The 19,188-nt window shown below is 62.5% G+C and carries 18 protein-coding genes; 10 read left to right on the forward strand and 8 right to left on the reverse strand.

Annotated elements, in window-relative coordinates:
* Positions 1-66: 66 nt before the first annotated feature.
* The 7 genes from SJY33_RS13255 to SJY33_RS13285 all read left to right on the forward strand — a co-directional run bounded on the left by SJY33_RS13255 (position 67) and on the right by SJY33_RS13285 (position 9,038).
* Positions 67-933 (forward strand): division plane positioning ATPase MipZ, encoded by an 867-nt coding sequence (locus SJY33_RS13255; RefSeq protein WP_379923247.1) that lies wholly within the window; start codon positions 67-69, stop codon positions 931-933.
* 11 nt (positions 934-944) lie between these two features.
* Positions 945-1,277, forward strand: coding sequence for a J domain-containing protein (locus SJY33_RS13260; protein WP_379923248.1), 333 nt, complete (start codon positions 945-947; stop codon positions 1,275-1,277).
* 167 nt (positions 1,278-1,444) lie between these two features.
* A complete protein-coding gene (gene pgmG, locus SJY33_RS13265) occupies positions 1,445-2,860 on the forward strand; it encodes a phosphoglucomutase/phosphomannomutase PgmG (protein WP_379923249.1) in 1,416 nt (471 codons plus the stop codon).
* Positions 2,861-2,906: 46 nt separating this feature from the next.
* Positions 2,907-4,625, forward strand: coding sequence for an Hsp70 family protein (locus tag SJY33_RS13270; RefSeq protein ID WP_379923250.1), 1,719 nt, complete (start codon positions 2,907-2,909; stop codon positions 4,623-4,625).
* On the forward strand, positions 4,622-5,575 hold the full coding sequence (locus SJY33_RS13275) for a hypothetical protein (protein ID WP_379923251.1): 954 nt from the start codon (positions 4,622-4,624) through the stop codon (positions 5,573-5,575). Before SJY33_RS13270 ends, SJY33_RS13275 begins: the two co-directional genes overlap by 4 nt.
* Before the next feature lie 121 nt (positions 5,576-5,696).
* Entirely contained in the window at positions 5,697-6,524 is an 828-nt protein-coding gene (locus SJY33_RS13280; protein ID WP_379923252.1) for a DUF2059 domain-containing protein, read from the forward strand.
* A 36-nt stretch (positions 6,525-6,560) separates the two neighbouring features.
* Positions 6,561-9,038, forward strand: coding sequence for a ligase-associated DNA damage response DEXH box helicase (locus SJY33_RS13285; RefSeq protein WP_379923253.1), 2,478 nt, complete (start codon positions 6,561-6,563; stop codon positions 9,036-9,038).
* A 126-nt stretch (positions 9,039-9,164) separates the two neighbouring features.
* Here SJY33_RS13285 and SJY33_RS13290 read toward each other — a convergent pair whose 3' ends face one another.
* The 4 genes from SJY33_RS13290 to SJY33_RS13305 all read right to left on the reverse strand — a co-directional run bounded on the left by SJY33_RS13290 (position 9,165) and on the right by SJY33_RS13305 (position 11,817).
* Entirely contained in the window at positions 9,165-9,596 is a 432-nt protein-coding gene (locus tag SJY33_RS13290) for an ExbD/TolR family protein (RefSeq protein WP_379923254.1), read from the reverse strand.
* 29 nt (positions 9,597-9,625) lie between these two features.
* Positions 9,626-10,153: an ExbD/TolR family protein gene (locus SJY33_RS13295; RefSeq protein ID WP_379923255.1), complete on the reverse strand. Its 528-nt coding sequence runs from the start codon at positions 10,151-10,153 to the stop codon at positions 9,626-9,628.
* Positions 10,154-10,283: 130 nt separating this feature from the next.
* On the reverse strand, positions 10,284-11,066 hold the full coding sequence (locus tag SJY33_RS13300; RefSeq protein ID WP_379923256.1) for a MotA/TolQ/ExbB proton channel family protein: 783 nt from the start codon (positions 11,064-11,066) through the stop codon (positions 10,284-10,286).
* 64 nt (positions 11,067-11,130) lie between these two features.
* Positions 11,131-11,817 carry an energy transducer TonB gene (locus SJY33_RS13305; protein WP_379923257.1) on the reverse strand — a complete coding sequence of 229 codons (687 nt, stop codon included), beginning with the start codon at positions 11,815-11,817 and terminating at the stop codon, positions 11,131-11,133.
* A 393-nt stretch (positions 11,818-12,210) separates the two neighbouring features.
* Here SJY33_RS13305 and SJY33_RS13310 point away from each other — a divergent pair, with 393 nt between their 5' ends.
* On the forward strand, positions 12,211-13,083 hold the full coding sequence (locus tag SJY33_RS13310; RefSeq protein WP_379923258.1) for a hypothetical protein: 873 nt from the start codon (positions 12,211-12,213) through the stop codon (positions 13,081-13,083).
* Positions 13,084-13,139: 56 nt separating this feature from the next.
* The gene (locus SJY33_RS13315; RefSeq protein ID WP_379923259.1) at positions 13,140-14,471 is read left to right on the forward strand and encodes a homoserine dehydrogenase; all 1,332 of its coding nucleotides are present in this window, start codon (positions 13,140-13,142) and stop codon (positions 14,469-14,471) included.
* Positions 14,472-14,474: 3 nt separating this feature from the next.
* On the opposite strand, the gene SJY33_RS13320 is transcribed toward SJY33_RS13315, so the two are convergent.
* Complete coding sequence (locus tag SJY33_RS13320; protein WP_379923260.1) at positions 14,475-15,080, reverse strand: hypothetical protein; 606 nt, start codon at positions 15,078-15,080, stop codon at positions 14,475-14,477.
* Between the two features lie 60 nt (positions 15,081-15,140).
* Entirely contained in the window at positions 15,141-15,764 is a 624-nt protein-coding gene (locus SJY33_RS13325; RefSeq protein ID WP_379923261.1) for a hypothetical protein, read from the reverse strand.
* A gap of 77 nt (positions 15,765-15,841) precedes the next feature.
* Here SJY33_RS13325 and glpX point away from each other — a divergent pair, with 77 nt between their 5' ends.
* Positions 15,842-16,879, forward strand: a complete 1,038-nt coding sequence (gene glpX, locus SJY33_RS13330) for a class II fructose-bisphosphatase (RefSeq protein WP_379923262.1) — start codon at positions 15,842-15,844, stop codon at positions 16,877-16,879.
* Positions 16,880-16,939: 60 nt separating this feature from the next.
* Here glpX and SJY33_RS13335 read toward each other — a convergent pair whose 3' ends face one another.
* Positions 16,940-17,347, reverse strand: a complete 408-nt coding sequence (locus SJY33_RS13335) for a host attachment protein (RefSeq protein WP_379923264.1) — start codon at positions 17,345-17,347, stop codon at positions 16,940-16,942.
* Positions 17,348-17,497: 150 nt separating this feature from the next.
* Positions 17,498-19,138 (reverse strand): chaperonin GroEL, encoded by a 1,641-nt coding sequence (groL, locus tag SJY33_RS13340; protein WP_379923265.1) that lies wholly within the window; start codon positions 19,136-19,138, stop codon positions 17,498-17,500.
* Positions 19,139-19,188 lie beyond the last annotated feature (50 nt).

A 19,188-nucleotide genomic window follows, 5' to 3' on the forward strand; every position in this document is an offset into this window, starting at 1 on the left:
GCGAAACCTGTGCCCTAGCGGCGCACGCTGTCCCTGTTCAAGCCGATACACGACAAGAGACCAACCATGCTGCCCGTGCCGAGCGAACAACCTTCCGAACCCGCACTGGCGGGACGCAGCCTGCGCAAGGGACAGGCTCACAGGATCGTGTTCGCCAATGAAAAGGGCGGCACCGGCAAATCGACCACCGCGGTTCATATCGCCGTGGCGCTGTCCTATCTGGGGGCGCGGGTTGCGTCGATCGATCTCGATCCGCGTCAGCGCACAATGCACCGCTATATCGAAAATCGGTTGGGCACGCTGGAAAAGCGCGGACTGACCTTGCCAACGCCCGATTGCGAAGTGTTCCGCGGCAATTCGACCGGCGATCTGCTGGGTATGATCCGCCGGCTTGAGGCGAGCTGCGATTTCCTGATCATCGACAATCCGGGCCGCGATGATCCCTATGCCCGTATCGCGGTCGAAAACGCCGATACGCTGGTGACACCGATGAACGACAGCTTCGTCGATTTCGATCTGATCGGCCAGGTCGATGCCGAAACGTTCAAGGTGAAGAAGCTGTCCTTCTTTGCCGAACTGATCTGGGAATCGCGGTTGAAGCGCAGCCGGATGACGATTGAGCAGCACCGCCCCGAAATGGACTGGATCGTCGTCAGGAACCGCACCGGCCATGTCGAAGCCCGCAACCAGGCGCGTCTTCACAAGGCGCTGGGCGAAATGTCGAAGCGCGTCGGATTTCGGGTGACACAAGGCCTGTCCGAGCGTGTGATCTATCGCGAGCTTTTCCCGTCGGGTCTGACCTTGCTCGACAAGGGGCATCTGGGCGAACTGGGCACCAGCCATCTCGTCGCACGTCAGGAATTGCGGGCGCTGGTCAAGGCACTGAGCCTGCCTGCTGTTGACCGCGAACAGGGCGAATTGGTGATGGCCTGATGGTTTTGAAGGTGTTAATCCTTGCCCTGGTGCTGAGCGTGGTCTGCCGCTGGGCCGTGGGGAAATGGCCTTGGGCGTATCTTCCCCTGTCATCCGTACAGGACAAGGCTCATGATCAGGCGCAGCAGCAGGCGCGGGCTGTGCTTGGTGTATCTGCCGGGGCCAGCCGCGCCGAGATTACCGATGCGCACCGCAATCTGACCGCCATGGTTCACCCCGACAGGGGCGGCACCAACGCGGCGATGCAGGAAGCCAATGCCGCACGCGATTTGCTTTTGGGCGATCTGCCGCACGTGCCTGTAATTCCATCCGATCAGGACGTGCCCCCCACATCACGGGATTGACACACACGCGCGGCAGGAGTTTCTCAGAATATTCGAAGGCTGGATGGTCCGTAACACCCGGCCTTGTCCGCTGACCTGTTAGAAACGCTTGCGATTCAGACGATTTTCGGCCGATCTGCGCTATCCATGCGCGGCGTCACGGCACAGATTTTGGAGCACCTTTTCCCATGCAACATCATTTCGACCAGACTGTGCTGCGCGAATACGACATCCGCGGAATCATCGGTGAAACGCTCGGCGCGGATGATGCGCGGGCGATTGGACGGGCGTTCGGCACGCTGCTGCGTGAAGCGGGCGGGCAGACCGTGGCTGTGGGTTATGATGGCCGGGTCAGTTCGCCCATGCTTGAACATGCGCTGGTCGAAGGATTGACGGCGAGCGGCTGCGACGTCGTGCGGATTGGTATGAGCGCGACGCCGATGCTTTATTACGCCGAAGCGTCAGACGAACAGGTGGATGGCGGCATTCAGATAACTGGCAGCCACAATCCCCCCAATTACAATGGCTTCAAGATGGTATTTATGGGTCGTCCGTTCTTCGGCGCCGATATCCAGAAGCTCGGGAAACTGGCAGCAGACGGGGCGTTCGCCAGCGGAATGGGCGCCGTGTCCTCGCGCGATATCATGGGCGAGTATATCGACCGCCTGCTCGAAGGACTGGCCGGGATCGACACCGCCAAACTCGCCACACTGCGGGTCGGCTGGGACGCCGGAAACGGATCCGCTGGCCCCGCGCTTGAGAAGCTCGCCGCCCGGTTGCCCGGGGAACATCATCTGCTGTTTACCGAAGTTGACGGACATTTTCCCAACCATCATCCTGACCCGACTGTGGAGGCTAACCTGGCCGATTTGCGGGCGCTCGTCGCGGCAAAGAACCTCGATTTCGGAGTGGCTTTCGATGGTGACGGCGATCGGATCGGTGCCATCGACGGCACGGGCCGCGTGATCTGGGGCGATCAGCTCTTGATGATCTATGCCGAGGATCTGCTCAAAAACCGTCCAAATTCGACCATTATCGCTGATGTGAAGGCGAGCCGCGCGCTGTTTGACCGCGTGGCGGAGCTGGGTGGTGAGCCACTGATGTGGAAGACCGGCCATTCTCTGATTAAATCCAAAATGAAGGAAACGGGCGCGCCGCTGGCGGGCGAAATGAGCGGGCACGTGTTCTTTGCCGATGACTATTACGGCTTCGACGACGCGCTGTACGCCGGGGTCCGGTTGCTGGCTGCATCCGCGCGGCTCGGCAAATCGGTGACCGAACTGCGCGGCGCGATCCCTCCGATGCTCAACACGCCGGAAATGCGTTTCCAGGTGGATGAAAGCCGCAAGTTTGCCGCAATGTCCGAAATTGCCAAACGGCTGACGACCAACCCCGGCCCCGATGTGGAAAGCGTCAATGCCACCGATGGCGTGCGGGTCAATACTGCAGACGGCTGGTGGCTGCTGCGTGCGTCAAACACGCAGGACGTGCTGGTCGCCCGCGCCGAAAGCGAGACGCCCGAAGGGCTTGACCGGTTGCTTGCGCAGATCGATGCGCAGCTGGCTGCATCAGGGCTGGAACGCGGGGAAACGGTGGGGCACTGACGCCTTTCGCAATGCGTTTGCAATTGTCAGACGGCGCCTGCGCGGTATGACGACCGGAATGCTCGTCGGGATCGATCTTGGCACTACCAATAGCGCGGTCGCAGTCTGGAAAGACGGCGCACCGCAGCTTGTGCCCAATGCGCTTGGCAAGGAACTGACCCCTTCGGCGGTGTCGCTGGCAAAGGGCGGACAGGCCTGGGTGGGGGAAGCGGCGCTAGATCGCATGGCCACCCACCCTGGCGACACCGCGACCAGCTTCAAACGCATGATGGGTACGGCCAGCACAGTCACGCTCGCAGGCACCACGATGACGCCGGAAGACCTTTCGGCTATGGTGCTGCGCAGCCTTGCCGACGATGTCGAAGCCATGACGGGCGAACGTCCGACCGCCGCCATCATCACCGTGCCAGCCTATTTCAACGAACGGCAGCGCCGCGCCACACGGCGGGCGGGCGAGATCGCGGGGCTGGATGTGCGCCGGCTCATCAACGAGCCCACCGCCGCTGCACTTGCTTTTGGTCTTGCCGATCGGGGCGACCGCGAACCCTTCCTGGTGTTCGACCTTGGCGGCGGCACCTTTGACGTGTCGATCGTCGAAATGTTCGAAGGCATTGTCGAAGTGCGCGCATCGGCGGGCGACAACCGGTTGGGCGGCGATGATTTCGATGAGGTGCTGGTGAAACTTGCGCTGACATTGATCGACGATACGGCGGCGCTGGACGCTCTGCCCGCCGACCGCCGCCACGCCGTGCTGACGCTGGCCGCAGAACGCACACGCAGGGCGTTGTCGAGTGCGCAGGAGGCGGACTTCACCTGCGTTGCACAAGGCCAAAGCCTGACCGCACACATTACCACCGAAGCGTTCGAGAATGCGGCAGGCCCGCTGGTCAAGCGGCTGCGCGATCCGGTGATCCGGGCCTTGCGCGATTGCCATGTCGATGTGCGCACGCTTTCGGACATCGTGCTGGTGGGCGGCGCGACCCGGATGCCCGTGGTTCGCAAGGCGTTGACCCGGATGTTCGGGCGCTTTCCCAACGCCACCGTGCATCCCGATCACGCCGTTGCGCTGGGTGCCGCAATCCAGGCGGGGCTGCTTTCGGGCGGGCAAGGGCTGGAGGAAATCCGCATCACCGATGTCGCGCCGTTCACGCTGGGTGTGGGCACCGCGACCCGCGATCAGCACGGGCGTTATCACGATGATATCTTCGCGCCGATTATCGAACGCAATACCCCTGTCCCGGTCAGCCGGATGGAACGGTTCCGCACCCTTGCCGATAACCAGCGGCAGGTGGTTTTTTCGATCTATCAGGGCGAAGCGCGCGACGTGAAGAAAAACGTCAAGCTGGGTAAGCTTACCGTTCCGGTGCCCCCGCGCCCCGCGGGTGAGGTGTCAGTCGACGTGCGCTTCACTTATGACACCAGCGGGCTGCTGGAGGTGGATGTTGCCGTGCCGATGACCGGGATGACGCGCAATCTGGTGGTCGTCGATGAAGAAGACAGACGCACCCAGAAGGACGTGGAAGCGCGGCGCAAGGCGCTGGAGAAGCTGAAAGTCCACCCGCGTGATGAGGCGGACAACGTCGCCCTGCTGGCGCGGGCGGAACGCGCCTATGAAGGGTTCACGGGCCAAGTCCGCGACATCATCGGTGCAGGCCTGACCGAATTTCAGGGCGCGCTCGACAAGCAGGACCCGCGCCTGATCGCCGATGCGCGGCAGGGGCTTGGCCAACTGCTCGATCAGATCGACAGCCATTCGCCGTTATGACCCGGCGCTTTCCGTGGAGCCGTCTAGGGATCGACCCCACCGGCGACACCGCGATCATCCGCAAGGCCTATGCTGATAGCTTGAGGGCTTCTGACGTAGATGCGGATATCGCCGGATATGCCGAACTGCGGCGCGCACGCGATCTGGCGTTGCAATATGCAGCGCAGACCCGCGATGATGCCGCGTTGCAGGACGGCCGGTTTGGCGATCTTGCGGATGATCTTCGCTACGATGATGATGACGATGATGATGACGCTGCCCGAAGCAGCGCAGAGGCATGGGACGATCCCGCCGCCGCCGCCCCACTGCGCGAACGATCCGAATCCGAAATGCAGGCCGAAGCAGCCTGGCTGGAATTGCTGGCGATCCTGCACGGTGACGGTGCTTCATCCGAATTACCGGTGACGCTCGACGAATGTGAACAGGGCCGGCACGCGCTTGGCTTATTGCTAGCGCGGGCCGAGGTGGCCGATCTGGTGGAAACCAACGCGCTTGATGATGGGCTGGCCGAACTGTTTGCACGCACCTGGCCGCGTTCGGCGCCATTTGTCGAACCGGCGAACGATGCTTTCGGCTGGCTGACCGAAGCTGGGGCGCTGGAAGAACGGTCTGCGCTGGTGTTCCTCAACCAGCGGCAGAAAGGGATGCGATTTCATGAAAACGTGCAGCGCCCCGATCATCCGCTCAACAAGGCATGGGCGGAGCTGTCCCGGCCGGGCCGCGCCCGTGTGCGTGACCGGCTGCGGGTGCGGCGGCTGGATGTTCATGACCTGCTGACCGGCATCCGCGATCGCTATCCCGAACTTGAAAGTCTGCTCGATTCCGAACGGGTTTCCTCATGGGACAGCCACCGCGCAGATGGCACCCCTGGCGGACTTGGCCCGCAGGCGGTGCGCTGGATCGTGGTATTAATGCTGATTGGCATCGTGCTCGCACGATGCGGGCGGTGACAGGGCAACGGCGCTGAAGCCTGCGCATCGCCAGCGGTTCTGTCACCGTTGCCACGATCAGCGTTCTGGCGATCTGACCAAAGCTGCGGCATGATCGGGTCCGAACAAGGGGAGAGATTCGATGCGCAGGAATTCGATACGTCTGATCGCTGGCGCGGCGCTGTCGCTGCTGGTTGCGCCCGCTGGCCTTGCCGCGCAGGATACCACGCCAATGGCGACAACGGTTGACGAGGCCCAAGCTGCCGAATTCGATGAGGCGATGGCGATGATGGCCACGCTGTACCCCGCAGAACCGCTGACTGCCGAGCAGGAAGCCCGGTTGCCGCAGGCGCAGCGCATCATTGCGCGGATGATCCCCGAAGGCACGATGGCCGACATGATGGGATCGATGTTCGATACGCTGCTGGTCCCGCTGATGGCCTTGGGCGAAGCGCCTGCGATGGACACGATCAGCAAGGGCACAGGGTTCAGCGAAGAGGCGATCAGCCTAACCCCCGAACAGGCCGCCCAGATCGCCGCTATGTTCGATCCTGCCTATGCCGAACGGCACAAACGCGAAGCGGCTCTGCTCCCCGCGTTGATTCAGGACATCATGACCGTGATGGAGCCGAGCGTGCGCAAAGCCATGGCCGAACTGTATGCGGTGCATTTTTCGCAGCCCGAACTGGACGGTATCGAAGCCTTTTTCCAGACCGAGATCGGTGCTGCCTACGCCCGCAAAAGCTTCACCATGTCGAGCGACCCGCGCATTGTCAGCGCGACGATGGAATCGATGCCGCAGATGATGGAATCCTTCGCCGGGATGGAGGCACAGCTTGCTGCCGCGGGCGAAGGGCTGCCGCCGATCCGCCGCTTTAACGATCTGTCCGCGGCAGAGCAGGAACGCGTTGCCACCATCATGGGCTACAGCGTGGCAGAGATCGAAGCGCAGCAGCAAGCCGCTGAATAGGCCGCGCCGCTTGTCGTGGGGGCTGTCAGCGCCCACATGACCGGCGTGACCGATACCGATCCTCCCCTGCCGCCCGCTATTGCAGACTGGTTCGCGGGGCGGGGATGGCGGGTGCGGCGGCACCAGTGGGACATGCTGGAAAAAGCCCGCGCGGGTCAGCATGCCTTGCTGGTGGCCGATACCGGCGCGGGCAAGACGCTTGCCGGGTTTCTGCCGACCTTGTGCGACTTTGCACCGTCGGCCGGCTCACTGCCCGCCGACGGCCTGCATACGCTGTACGTCTCGCCGCTGAAAGCGCTGGCGCAGGACGTAAAGCGCAATCTGCTGACCCCGATCGAGGAAATCGGCCTGCCGATCCGGGTCGAAACCCGCAGCGGCGATACGCCGTCGGACCGCAAGAAACGCCAGCGCGAAAAGCCCCCACACGTTCTGCTCACTACGCCTGAAAGCCTGTCGCTGCTGCTGTCCTACCCCGAAAGCGCGGACCTGTTTGCGGGGTTGAAGCGCGTGGTCATCGACGAGGTTCATGCCTTTGCCACGGACAAGCGCGGCGATCTGCTGGCGCTGTCGCTGGCGCGGCTTAACGCGGTGGCGCCCCACGCGCAGCGGGTGGCGCTTTCGGCGACACTCGCCAATCCACGCGACTTTCAGGAATGGCTTGCCCCGCAGCACACCGATGCCACCGGCGAAATCGCCGCCGCTGCGCTGGTGCTGGGCGAAGAGGGGGCCGAGCCCGAAGTCGAGATCCTGCTCCCTGTCGAAGAGCGTATCCCGTGGGGCGGTCACGCGGGCCGCTGGGCGGTCCCGCAGCTTTACGAGGCGATCAAGGCGAACCGCACCACGCTGGTCTTCACCAACACGCGCTTTCTGGCTGAATTTATCTTCCAGTGCCTGTGGGAGGAAAACGACGACAACCTGCCGATCGGCATTCACCACGGCAGCCTTTCGGTCGAAGCGCGCCGCAAGGTGGAAGATGCGATGGCGCGCGGCGAGCTGCGCGCGCTGGTGTGCACCGCCAGCCTCGATCTGGGGATCGACTGGGGCGATATCGATCTGGTCGTGCAGATGGGCGCGCCGAAGGGTTCATCGCGCCTGCTCCAGCGGATCGGGCGGGCAGGGCACCGGCTCGATACGCCGAGCCGCGCCGTGCTCGTGCCGGGCAATCGGTTCGAATTCCTTGAAGCCACCGCAGCCAAGCAGGCGGTCGACGAAGGCCAGCGGGATGGCGAGGCCTTCCGTCCCGGCAGCCTGGATGTGCTCGCCCAGCACGTAATGGCCTGTGCCTGCGCCGCGCCCTTCCACGAAGATGCTTTGCTTGCAGAAATCCGAAGCGCGCTGGCATATAGCTGGGTGGACGAGGATACCTTTGGGCGCGTGCTGCGTTTTGTATCGAACGGCGGGTATGCGCTGAAGGCCTATGACCGGTTCCAGCGCATTGTCCGGACGCGTGACGGGATGTGGCGGCTGTCGCATCCCAGCCAGGCTCAGCGGCACCGGATGAATGCCGGCATTATCGTCGATTCTGAAATGCTGGCCGTCCGGTTCAGGAACGGGCGCAATCTGGGCAAGGTCGAAGAACGGTTCGCCGCACAGCTATCCCCCGGCGATACCTTCTTCTTTGCCGGGCTGAGCCTTGAGGTGGAGAGCGTCAAGGACATGGACGTGATTGTCCGTGCGGCGAAGAAAAGCGCCACGATCCCGAGCTATGGCGGCTTGCGTCTGCCGATCACGGCGCACCTTTCAACCCGCGTGCAGGCGCTGCTGGCGGACCGGGCCGGGTGGGGGCAGTTTCCCGACGATGTGCGCGAATGGCTCGAAATGCAGGACTACCGATCGCGGCTTCCCGCGCCGGGGGAATTGCTGGTCGAGAGCTTTCCGCACGGCGGCAAGCATTACACCACCTATTACACCTTTGAAGGCTGGAACGCGAACCAGAGCCTGGGGATGCTCATCACCCGGCGCATGGAGGACCGCGGTCTGCTGCCCGCCGGGTTCGTAGCCAATGATTACTGCCTTGCGGTTTGGGGTCTGAAACCCGTGACCGACCCCGGACCGCTGCTGTCGCCCGACATCCTCACCGGCGAATTCATCGAATGGGTGACCGAAAGCCACCTGCTGCGCCGCGCCTTTCGTGAAGTGGCGGTGATCAGCGGGTTGGTCGAGCGCCAGCATCCCGGTCAAAAGAAAACTGGCAAACAGGTCACGTTCTCGACCGACCTGATCTATGACGTGCTGCGCAAGTACGAGCCCGATCACGTGCTGATCGAGGCGGCCTGGGCCGATGCGCGTTCACGGATGACCGATGTGGGCCGGCTGGCCGATCTGCTCGAACGCTCCGAGCGCGAGCTGGTTCATGTGACCCTCGAACGGGTCAGCCCGCTCGCCGTTCCGGTGATGACGATGATCGGGCGCGAGGCTGTGCCGCAAGGGGCGGTGGATGATGAACTGCTGCTCGAAGCCGAAGGGCTGATTGCCGCCGCTATGCGGCCCGACGAACCAGTCGAAGGGGATTGATCGGCCCGGTGTTCCCGAAATGTTTCACGTGAAACATTGGGTCTGATCGCATCCGATGCCATGCAAAAGGGGCGCCGCGATTGCTCGCAGCGCCCCTTTTTTGATCCATCCCTTTGCGGGTACGGCTTACTTGCCGAAGTCGCGGTACTTGTCGTTCCCGACGAATCCGAACTTGGTGACGCCTGAACCCTTGATGTTCTGCAACACCTTGGCCGAGAGATCGTAGCTGGCCAGCGGCTCCGGTTCGAACTGCAGTTCCGGCTCAACCGCCATCTGCGTCGTCTGCTGCAGCGTGTAGACCAGTTCGCTCTGGCTCAGCGGTGTGCCGTTCCACAGGATTTCGTCGTTGACCGTCAGAACCACCTTGTTCTTGATCGGATCGATCGGCGGCGGATCATTCGGCGGTTGCGGGGTCGGCAGATCGATGTCGACCGAGTGGGTCGCCACCGGGATGGTGATGATGAACATGATCAGCAGAACGAGCAAAACGTCGATCAGCGGGGTCATGTTCATGTCCATCATCGGCTCGCCGTCGAGCTTGCCTCCAGACATACCCATGTCAGTTACTCCTTAGGTTCGCTTGCACGTCAGCCCGGATCGACGGGGTTCGAAATGAACCCGACGATCGGATAGCCGGCCCGCTGGATGTTGTAGATGGTGCCCGCAACGCAGCTCCACGGGGCGTTGACGTCGCCGCGGATATGCACCTGGGGGATATCCTCAGGGTTCGACATCAGCGCTTCGGCACCGCCCGCCCGCTTGACGATGGCGTCAAGCTTCTTGAAGGCGCGTTCCTGCAGCTCAGCCGAGTCCACAAGCGTGATGTTGTTGATGTAAACCCGGCACTGGCCGTTGCGCGAGGCGCCGGCATAGCCCGGATCCCCGGCGCTGAGGCCGTTGTCGTCAGTCGCGCTTACGGTGACCAGCAGGTTTTCGACCTTGTCCTTCGATTCCAGCGATTCGAACACCGGAATTTCAAGTCTTTCGATGGTCTGGATCGCCACCGGAACCGCGATGAGGAAGATGATCAGGAGCACCAGCATCACGTCCACCAGCGGCGTGGTGTTGATGTCGGACATGGGGGTATCGACCCCGCCTCCCGTAGAAATCGCCATTGTGAATTCCTAGCCTGTCAAAACTTTGACGTTGAATGCCTGCCCGGCGTTTCGGCCGTTGCAGGCCGGGGGCCGGGCAGTGGCGGAAGCGGCCAAGTGGGACGCTTCCGCCGACTGTCGGCAATGACGATCAGGACTTGTTGAGCGTCGGGTTGGCGACCGGCTTGGCAGCAGGCTTGGCAACCGGTGCAGCTGCAGCGGTGGTCATGGCAGGCTTCACCGCACCGTTCGAGTTCATGTACGCCAAGAGATCGGTCGAGAAGGTGCTGAGCATCGCTGCGATCTTGCGATTGCGCGACTGCAGCCAGTTGAACGCAAACACGGCAGGCACAGCAACCAGCAGACCGATGGCGGTCATGATGAGCGCTTCACCAACGGGACCAGCGACCTTGTCGATCGATGCGTTACCGGCGATGCCGATGTTGATCAGTGCGCGGTAGATCCCGATCACGGTGCCGAGCAGACCAACGAACGGTGCGGTCGCACCCACGGTGGCGAGGAAGGGCAAGCCGCCGGCGAGCACGGCGTTGATCGAATCTTCCGAACGCTGCAGCGAACCGTGCATGTAGTCATGCGATTCCAGAGCGTCGGTCATCTTGCCGTGTTCTTCCTGAGCCTTGACGGCATCGTCGGCGAGCTGGCGCCACGGGCCGTCCTTCTCAAGCTTGGTCGCGCCTTCACGCAGGCTCGACGCGCGCCAGAACTGGGTCTGAACCGCCTTGTACTGCTTCATCACCTTGTTCTGTTCGAACAGCTTGGTGAACATGATGTAGAACGAACCAACCGACATGATGATCATGATGGCAAGGATCGACCAGGCGACGGGGCCGCCTTCGGTCATGGCTTCGACAAAGCCGAACTGGCTTTCGGGCGCTGCTTCACCAGCGGCTGCGGCGAGAAGATAAAGGTTCATTGCGAGTAGTCCTCTTGAAAAGTTGTCCGTGGGTAGCGGTCTGGCCGCGTCACGGATTGATCCGTTAATTCAGCTTGTAGACGATACGCGTAGACCAGGGGGCGCTGATCGGATTGCCGGCGTCATTGAGGGCCGGTTCAAACTGACCATAACGCTCAAGATCCTTGCAGGCCGCGGCATCAAGGATGTTGGACCCGCTGGATGCCGTTACCGAACAGCCGGTGGCCTTGCCCTCTGCCGTTACAGTCACGCGCACACCCACGGTGCCTTCGATTTCTTCCTGCGCTGCACGGCGCGGGTAGTTTTCCTGAATGCGAGCAGCCCAGCAATTCTGGTTCCTCGGCTGCACACCGCGCTTTTTGGACGGGGTGGCGACCACCACAGGTTCGGCCACCTTGACCGGTTCCTGCGTAACGTTGGGCCTGCGGATCACCTCCGGAGGCGATGGACGATCCACGACCTGAACAGGGCTGTTCTGGACCAGATTTTCCACCAACGGCGGCGGCGCATTGGGCGGCGGCGGTGAGACAGGCTCAGGTGTATCTTCCGGCGGCGGCGGTTCTTCTTCCGGCGGCGGCGGCGGCGGCTCATCTTCCTTGACTTCGACGGTGGTAACGCGTTCGACCACCTGTTTAACGGCGTCAATGGCAAGCCCGGTCACAAGCAGATACCCGATCGCGACGTGAATCAAGATCACGATAACGATCGAGGTGGTCTTGTTCCCGGCTTGTTGTTGGCTAGCGTAGGACATCCAGCGCTTTCTCTCCAAATACTCGCCGATCACTCGGATCGGCACACTCCCCACCCGCCGACCCGAAAGACGACAAGCAGATCCCGGTAATTTCATTCCTCCCACGCCGGGAATAAAAATACGGGCGCAGCGCAAGCGTCTCGCCCGATATTACCCCGGCTGGCACGTAATGGACACTTTCATCCAATACGCAACCTGAACCATTTGTGCGGAAATGTCCCCAAGCCCGCACAATCAGTCCCCAAGGCTTTAACGGGCAACCCCTAGTCGATCAAACGCTTTTGCGGTTCAGGGCGGATTCACTGCGAGCCATGTGCAATAAGCCCTGCTAAAGTCCGCCTGTACAGGCAATGGTCCGGTGCTGTGACAGGCCCAAGGGTTAAAGGTGAATTAATGTCGTTTTTCAATCCTCTGAAGGTTTCTCTTCTGATTGGCGCAGGCCTTGTGCTGATGCCTGTTGGCAGTAGCGCGCAAGAACCGCCGCGCATTGCGCAGGCAGCCCCTGAAGGGCCCACTTATGCCGATCTCGCCACGCTTTCGGATGCAGCGGAGCTGGTGGTACGCGCTCAGATTCGCCGGCAGACCACGCTGAAAGCCGATCGCGCGCCCGGCGTTGCGGCAGGATTCGCGCGGCTTTACATCGAAGCCAACACCGTTGCGCTGATCGCGGGGCGCAGCCCGATTGGCAGCACGCTGGCCTATCTGGTCGATGTACCCCTTGATGCCAAAGGCAAGGTTCCTCGCCTGAAAAGGCAGGATTTTGTGCTGTTCGCAAAGCCGGTCGCAGGCCGTCCGGGCGAAGTGCAGTTGGTGAGCCCGCGTGCGCAACTATCGTATACTCCCGAACTCGATGCCCGGCTTCGCCCGATCCTGAACGAACTGTACGCCGCCCCCGATCAGGTCCCGCCGCGGATCACCGGGATCAGCGATGCGCTGGCGGTGCCGGGAACGTTGACAGGCGAATCGGAAACCCAGATTTTCCTCGCCACCGAAAACCGTTCGCCCGTGTCGATTACGGTGCTGCGTCGTCCTGGCCAAAGCCCGCAATGGGGCGTTTCATGGGGGGAGATCATCAATTCGGCGGCGCGCCCTCCGGTGCCTGACAGCCTGCGGTGGTATCGCCTTGCCTGCGCGCTGCCCGATCAGTTGCCCAGCAACGTCAATCTTGCGCGCGAGCCAGAAGCGCGGCGTCTGGCATCGGCGGACTATGCCTATGTCCGCGAAGCGATTGGGCCTTGCGTCAGGGCGATCACGAAAGGTGGATAGCGCCATCGCGGCTTGACCGCGGGATTTGCACGGTTAAGCGCGGCCTTGTCTCACTGATGGAGGACCGCTTGGCCGATACCGCCTCTCAACCGCTGCGTCTTGCAATTGCCGGTCTCGGGACCGTGGGGGCAGGGGTGATCCGGTTGCTCGACACCAACCGTGCGCTGATTGCCGCGCGGGCGGGCCGCGGGATCGAGGTTGTCGCGGTCAGCGCGCGCGATCGCGGCAAGGATCGCGGGGTCGATATCGCCCGGTTTGCCTGGGAGGACGATATGACCGCGCTGGCGCGGCGCGACGATGTTGATGTGGTCGTGGAACTGGTCGGCGGATCGGATGGGCCGGCGCTGGCCCTGTCGCGTGCCGCATTGGGGGCGGGCAAGGGCCTGGTAACAGCCAACAAGGCGATGATCGCCCACCATGGGCTTGAGCTTGCGGAAATCGCCGAGGCCCGCAATGCCGCGCTAAAGTTTGAAGCCGCTGTGGGGGGGGGCATCCCTGTCATCAAGGGTCTGCGCGAAGGCACTAGCGCCAATGCGCTCACCAAGGTCTATGGTATCCTCAACGGCACCTGCAATTACATCCTTTCGGAAATGGAAGCGACTGGCGCGGATTTCGACGCTGTGCTGGCCGATGCACAGCGGCTGGGATTTGCCGAAGCCGATCCTGCGTTCGACATCGAAGGGGTGGATGCGGCGCACAAGCTTGCGATCCTTGCCGCGATCGGGTTCGGCACGCGGGTCGACTTTGCCGGTGTGCGCGTCAGCGGCATCACCCAGGTGCGCGCTGCCGATATTGCTCAGGCCGCCGCATTGGGTTTTGTCATCCGCCTTATTGGTGAAGCCGATGTGGAAGAGACATCCGAAGGCCCGCGCCTGTTGCAACGTGTGCGGCCCTGTTTGGTCGCGCGCGGCCACCCGCTGAGCGCTGTGGATGGCCCCACCAACGCCGTAGTGGCCGAAGGCAATTTCTCGGGCCGTCTGCTGTTTCAGGGCGCCGGCGCGGGCGACGGGCCGACCGCGAGCGCGGTTGCCGCCGACCTTATCGACATTGCGCGTGATGAAGTGGGCGCGCCTTTTTCGATCCCCAGCAGCCAATTGTCCGCCATGCCACCGGCTGAACCCGGCCATCGTACCGAACGCACCTATATCCGGTTCATGGTGAAGGATCGCCCCGGCGTTCTGGCCGAACTGACCGCGGCCTTGCGTGATGGCGATGTTTCGATCGAAAGCCTGATCCAGCAGGGCCGGTCGCAAAGCGGGGGCGAAGTGATGGTGGCGATGGTCACGCATGAAGGCCCCGAAAGGTGCGTGGCCAAGGCGTTGGCGTTGCTCGAAGGATCGGACAGCCTTACGGGCGAACCGCTGGTGCTCCCGATCCTGCCGCTTTAGTTGTCAGGACAGCGGATCCTGCGGGCCTGCGGAAACACCCGGGAGGCCCAGCTCGGCTTCGACCCGGCTGCGCGCTTCATCCGATAGCGGTGCGTTGTCGGCTTCGACCGGTTCAAGACCCTGCGCCACGCGGGCCGCATCCGACCCTTCGGGTGGAGGCGGGATGGCTTCGACATCGATCATCACCGCAGGTTCTTCCGGGCAGGGACCGACAAGGCACAGGCCCGCGACAGTCGCCGGTCCGCGAAAGATGCCGGGCCCGGCAACGTCAGGTGGCGGCAAGGTGCCAGCGTTCATCGTGCGGGCAGCATAATCCTTGAGCCAGGCTTCACGCGTACCGCTGTAGATTTGCGACGTATCGACCTCCAGATTGCGGCACACCACGATTTCGCCCGCCACAATGCCGACATCGCGTTCATCCTCGCACTCTTTCAGCGCCGCAGCGCTGGCGGCTTCGGATTCGGGCGGCGGGGCCAGAATGTCGATAGTTTGCGGAGGATTGGCAGGCCAGCGGTCTTGCCCGATGTCGATCGGGACCCGTTCGGCGGGAACCTTCGAATCCTTTGGCCCGGCAGCGGGCGGGCGCTTCTGCGCTTCGGAAGGCAGCACTTGCCCCGGGCTTGCCATAGACAGCGCAGTGATCATCAAGACAAGCGGCCCGGCGATAATTCAGCCGCCTTTCTTGGCGGGCCGTGGCGGAACGCTTGTCTTGATGCCGGCAGCTTCGCGGCGGGCCCTTTCTTCGTCTTCGGTCAATTCGCGGTCATTGCCACGCGGGGCCAACCCGCGTCCGATCCGGTCGGCGTCCGAACCGGCAGGCGCAGCAGGAAGCGCATCGAAATCAACAATATAGGCAGGCGGAGGCGCGTTGCCGAAGCCGACGCAGCCAAACGGATTGCCCTGATCCTTGCAATCGGCAATAAAATCAGGCGCGCGCGGTGCGCCTTTCAGCATGGTTTCCTGAGCGTAGCGTTTCTGCGTCGTCGCACGATCGCCGGTCAGATTGCTGTCATCGCTGCCCACCTCGCGGCACACCACGATTTCGCCGCTGATCGTGCCGGCATCGGCATCATCGCGGCAGGCCTGCAACTGCGCCTCGTTCACGTTGGCCTGCGGCACCGTGACCATCAGATTGACCCGCGGCGGGGGCGAAGGTTCGGGGCTGGCGGTTGCAGCGGGCGGCGTTGTCGCGGCGGTGTCATCCTGCGCCGCCAAGGGCACAGCGATCATCGCTGCCGTGGCCGCACACCCCAACCAGAAACGCGCCGCGACAGGTGTTGCATTGCTCGACAAACCCGTCTCCATCCGCTTAAGCGCCATGACGATAACAAGAGTGGATGCAACCAGAGCAATAAAGGGCTGAATTGCGCATGAACTCCTCGACCGATACCGACCTCTCTGTTGCCTCGCAAGGCATCGCACAACATTCCGGCCGCGCCGACGATGGAGCGATCCAGCGCGTGCTGGTGCTTGAAATGGTGCGCGTCACCGAAGCTGCCGCGGTTGCCGCTGCGCAATTGATCGGACGCGGGGATGAAAAGGCCGCCGATGCCGCCGCTGTCGAAGCGATGCGCCGCGCCTTTGACAATCTTTACATGGATGGCACCGTGGTGATCGGTGAAGGCGAACGCGACGAAGCGCCGATGCTTTTCATCGGCGAAAAGGTCGGCATGGGCAAAGGCCCCAAGATCGATATTGCGCTCGATCCGCTGGAAGGCACCACCATCACCGCCAAGGCCGGGCCCAACGCGCTTGCCGTGCTGGCGGCGGCCGAAGAAGGCTGCCTTTTGAACGCACCCGATGTCTACATGGATAAGCTGGCGGTCGGGCCGGGCTATCCTGAAGACATTATCGATCTGGCCAAATCGCCCACGGAAAACGTGATGGCGGTGGCCAATGCCAAGGGCGTGAAGCCGTCGGAAATCAACGTCTGCGTGCTCGATCGCCCGCGCCATGCCGATCTGATCGCGGAACTGCGCGGGATTGGTTGCGGCGTGGTGCTCATCGGCGATGGCGATGTCGCAGGCGTGATTGCGGTGACGGATGAAGAAACCACGGTCGACATGTACATGGGGCAGGGCGGCGCGCCTGAAGGCGTGCTGGCCGCAGCGGCGCTGCGCTGCGTGGGCGGACAGTTCAACGGGCGGCTGATCTTCCGCAACGATGATGAACGCGCCCGCGCGCGCAAGTGGGGCATCGAAGACCTGAACCGCATCTACAAGCTGGATGATCTCGCCAAGGGGGACTGCATCTTTGCCGCCACCGGCGTAACCGACGGATCGTTGCTGCGCGGGGTGAAGCGTCGCCGCAAATTGACCGGCGAAACGATCCTGACAACCGAAAGCGTGGTGATGCGCGCATCATCAGGCACGGTGCGCTGGATCAGGGGCGAACACCGCATCGGCTAGGACGCGGCAAGCAATGGTAAGGGCGGCCCGCCACGTGCAGGCCGCCCTTTCTTGTATTAATCAATCAGCCGCTGCGATCGCCGCTTCGATCTTGTCGGTGGGCTGACCGGTGAGGGTCTTGTTGATCTCACCCACAAGGCGCTGCGACAGTTCAGTGTGATAGTGCTGGCGCATTTCGCCAAGGGTCTTGGGATCGGCGATGATAAGCAACGCCTCAATATCCCCGGCGATTGCCTTGGTATTAAGCCATTCGGCCGCCGCCGCGCCGTGCGCCAGTTCGCTCAGGTCGGTGCTGCTGGGCTTGCGGCCTGAGTCCTGATGGGTCACGCCGGCGCTGAAATTGGTCGGATCGAGCGAAGGCTTTTCGATTTCCGTCAGCTTGGGTTCGTCTGCTTGGCCGCTGTTGCGGAACAGCGTGAAATTCTCACCGTCGATCAGAGCGACGTGAGCATTTTGCGGCAGTTTCATAGTGGGCATTCCTTTGATTTTTAATTGTCATGGCCCCCGAATGCGGCGACGCTAACAGAAAAACCCCGGCGGAGCCAACCACCGGGGTTTCCTGAATTTTGGCAAAGCCGGCATGCGACAGCAAGCGCCGCGCATGCCGGTTGTATCGGCTTAGAAGCCCATGCCGCCCATGCCGCCCATGTCGGGCATCGCGGGTGCGGCCGGCTTGTCGTCCGGACGCTCGACGATCGCCGCTTCGGTGGTGATCAGCAGACCGGCGACCGAGGCCGCATCCTGCAGCGCGGTGCGCACGACCTTGGTCGGGTCGATCACGCCGGCCTTGACCAGGTTTTCGTAGGTATCGGTCGAAGCGTTGAAGCCCTGCGTTTCGTCATTCTCGCGCAGCAGGTTGCCTGCAACGACCGCGCCATCATGGCCGGCGTTCTGGGCGATCTGCTTGATCGGGGCCGTGATCGCCTTGCGGATGATGTCGATGCCGCGGGTCTGGTCTTCGTTCACGCCCTTGAGGCCTTCGAGAGCCTTGGTAGCGTAAAGCAGAGCCGTGCCGCCGCCGGGGACGATGCCTTCTTCAACCGCAGCGCGGGTTGCATGAAGCGCGTCATCGACGCGGTCCTTGCGCTCCTTCACTTCGACTTCGGTAGCACCGCCAACCTTGATGACGGCAACGCCGCCAGCAAGCTTCGCCAGACGTTCCTGAAGCTTTTCACGGTCGTAGTCGGACGAGGTGTTGTCGATCTGGGTGCGGATTTCGGCCACGCGCGCCTTGATGTCATCGGCCGAGCCGGCGCCATCGACGATGGTGGTGTTGTCCTTGTCGATCGAGACCTTCTTGGCCTGACCGAGCATGCCCACGGTGACGTTTTCAAGCTTGATGCCGAGGTCTTCGGAAATCATCTCGCCCTGCGTCAGGATAGCGATATCCTGAAGCATCGCCTTGCGACGATCGCCAAAGCCCGGTGCCTTGACCGCAGCAACCTTGAGGCCGCCGCGCAGCTTGTTGACCACCAGGGTCGCCAGCGCTTCGCCTTCGATGTCTTCGGCGATGATCAGCAGCGGACGGCCCGACTGCACCACAGCTTCGAGGATCGGCAGCATCGCCTGCAGGTTCGACAGCTTCTTTTCGTGGATTAGGATGTAGGGATTTTCCAGCTCCACAGTCATCTTGTCGGGGTTGGTGATGAAGTAGGGCGACAGGTAGCCGCGGTCGAACTGCATGCCTTCAACGACATCGAGTTCGAATTCGAGGCCCTTGGCTTCTTCGACGGTGATCACGCCTTCCTTGCCGACCTTGTCCATGGCTTCGGCGATCTTCTCGCCGACTTCACGGTCGCCGTTGGCCGAGATGATGCCGACCTGCGCGATTTCTTCCGAGCCCGAGACGTCCTTCGAACGGCTCTTGAGGTTTTCGACCACGGCAAGCACGGCCTGATCGATGCCGCGCTTCAGATCCATGGGGTTCATGCCGGCGGCAACCGACTTCATGCCTTCGGTCACGATTGCCTGGGCCAGAACGGTCGCGGTGGTGGTGCCATCGCCCGCGCTGTCATTCGCCTTGCTGGCGACTTCGCGCAGCATCTGCGCGCCCATGTTTTCGTACTTGTCCTTGAGCTCGATTTCCTTGGCGACGGTGACGCCGTCCTTGGTGATGCGGGGCGCACCGAAGCTCTTGTCGATCACGACGTTGCGACCCTTGGGGCCGAGCGTGACCTTGACGGCGTTGGCGAGGATATCAACGCCGCGCAGAATGCCTTCGCGCGCGTCGCGGCCGAACTTTACGTCCTTGGCTGCCATGATTGTTTCTCCTGAAATTTGTTTACGTGAAAAGTAAGCGCAGACGGATC

This window comes from Erythrobacter sp. R86502 (assembly GCF_042466465.1).
In the GTDB taxonomy this organism is placed as follows: Bacteria; Pseudomonadota; Alphaproteobacteria; order Sphingomonadales; family Sphingomonadaceae; genus Erythrobacter.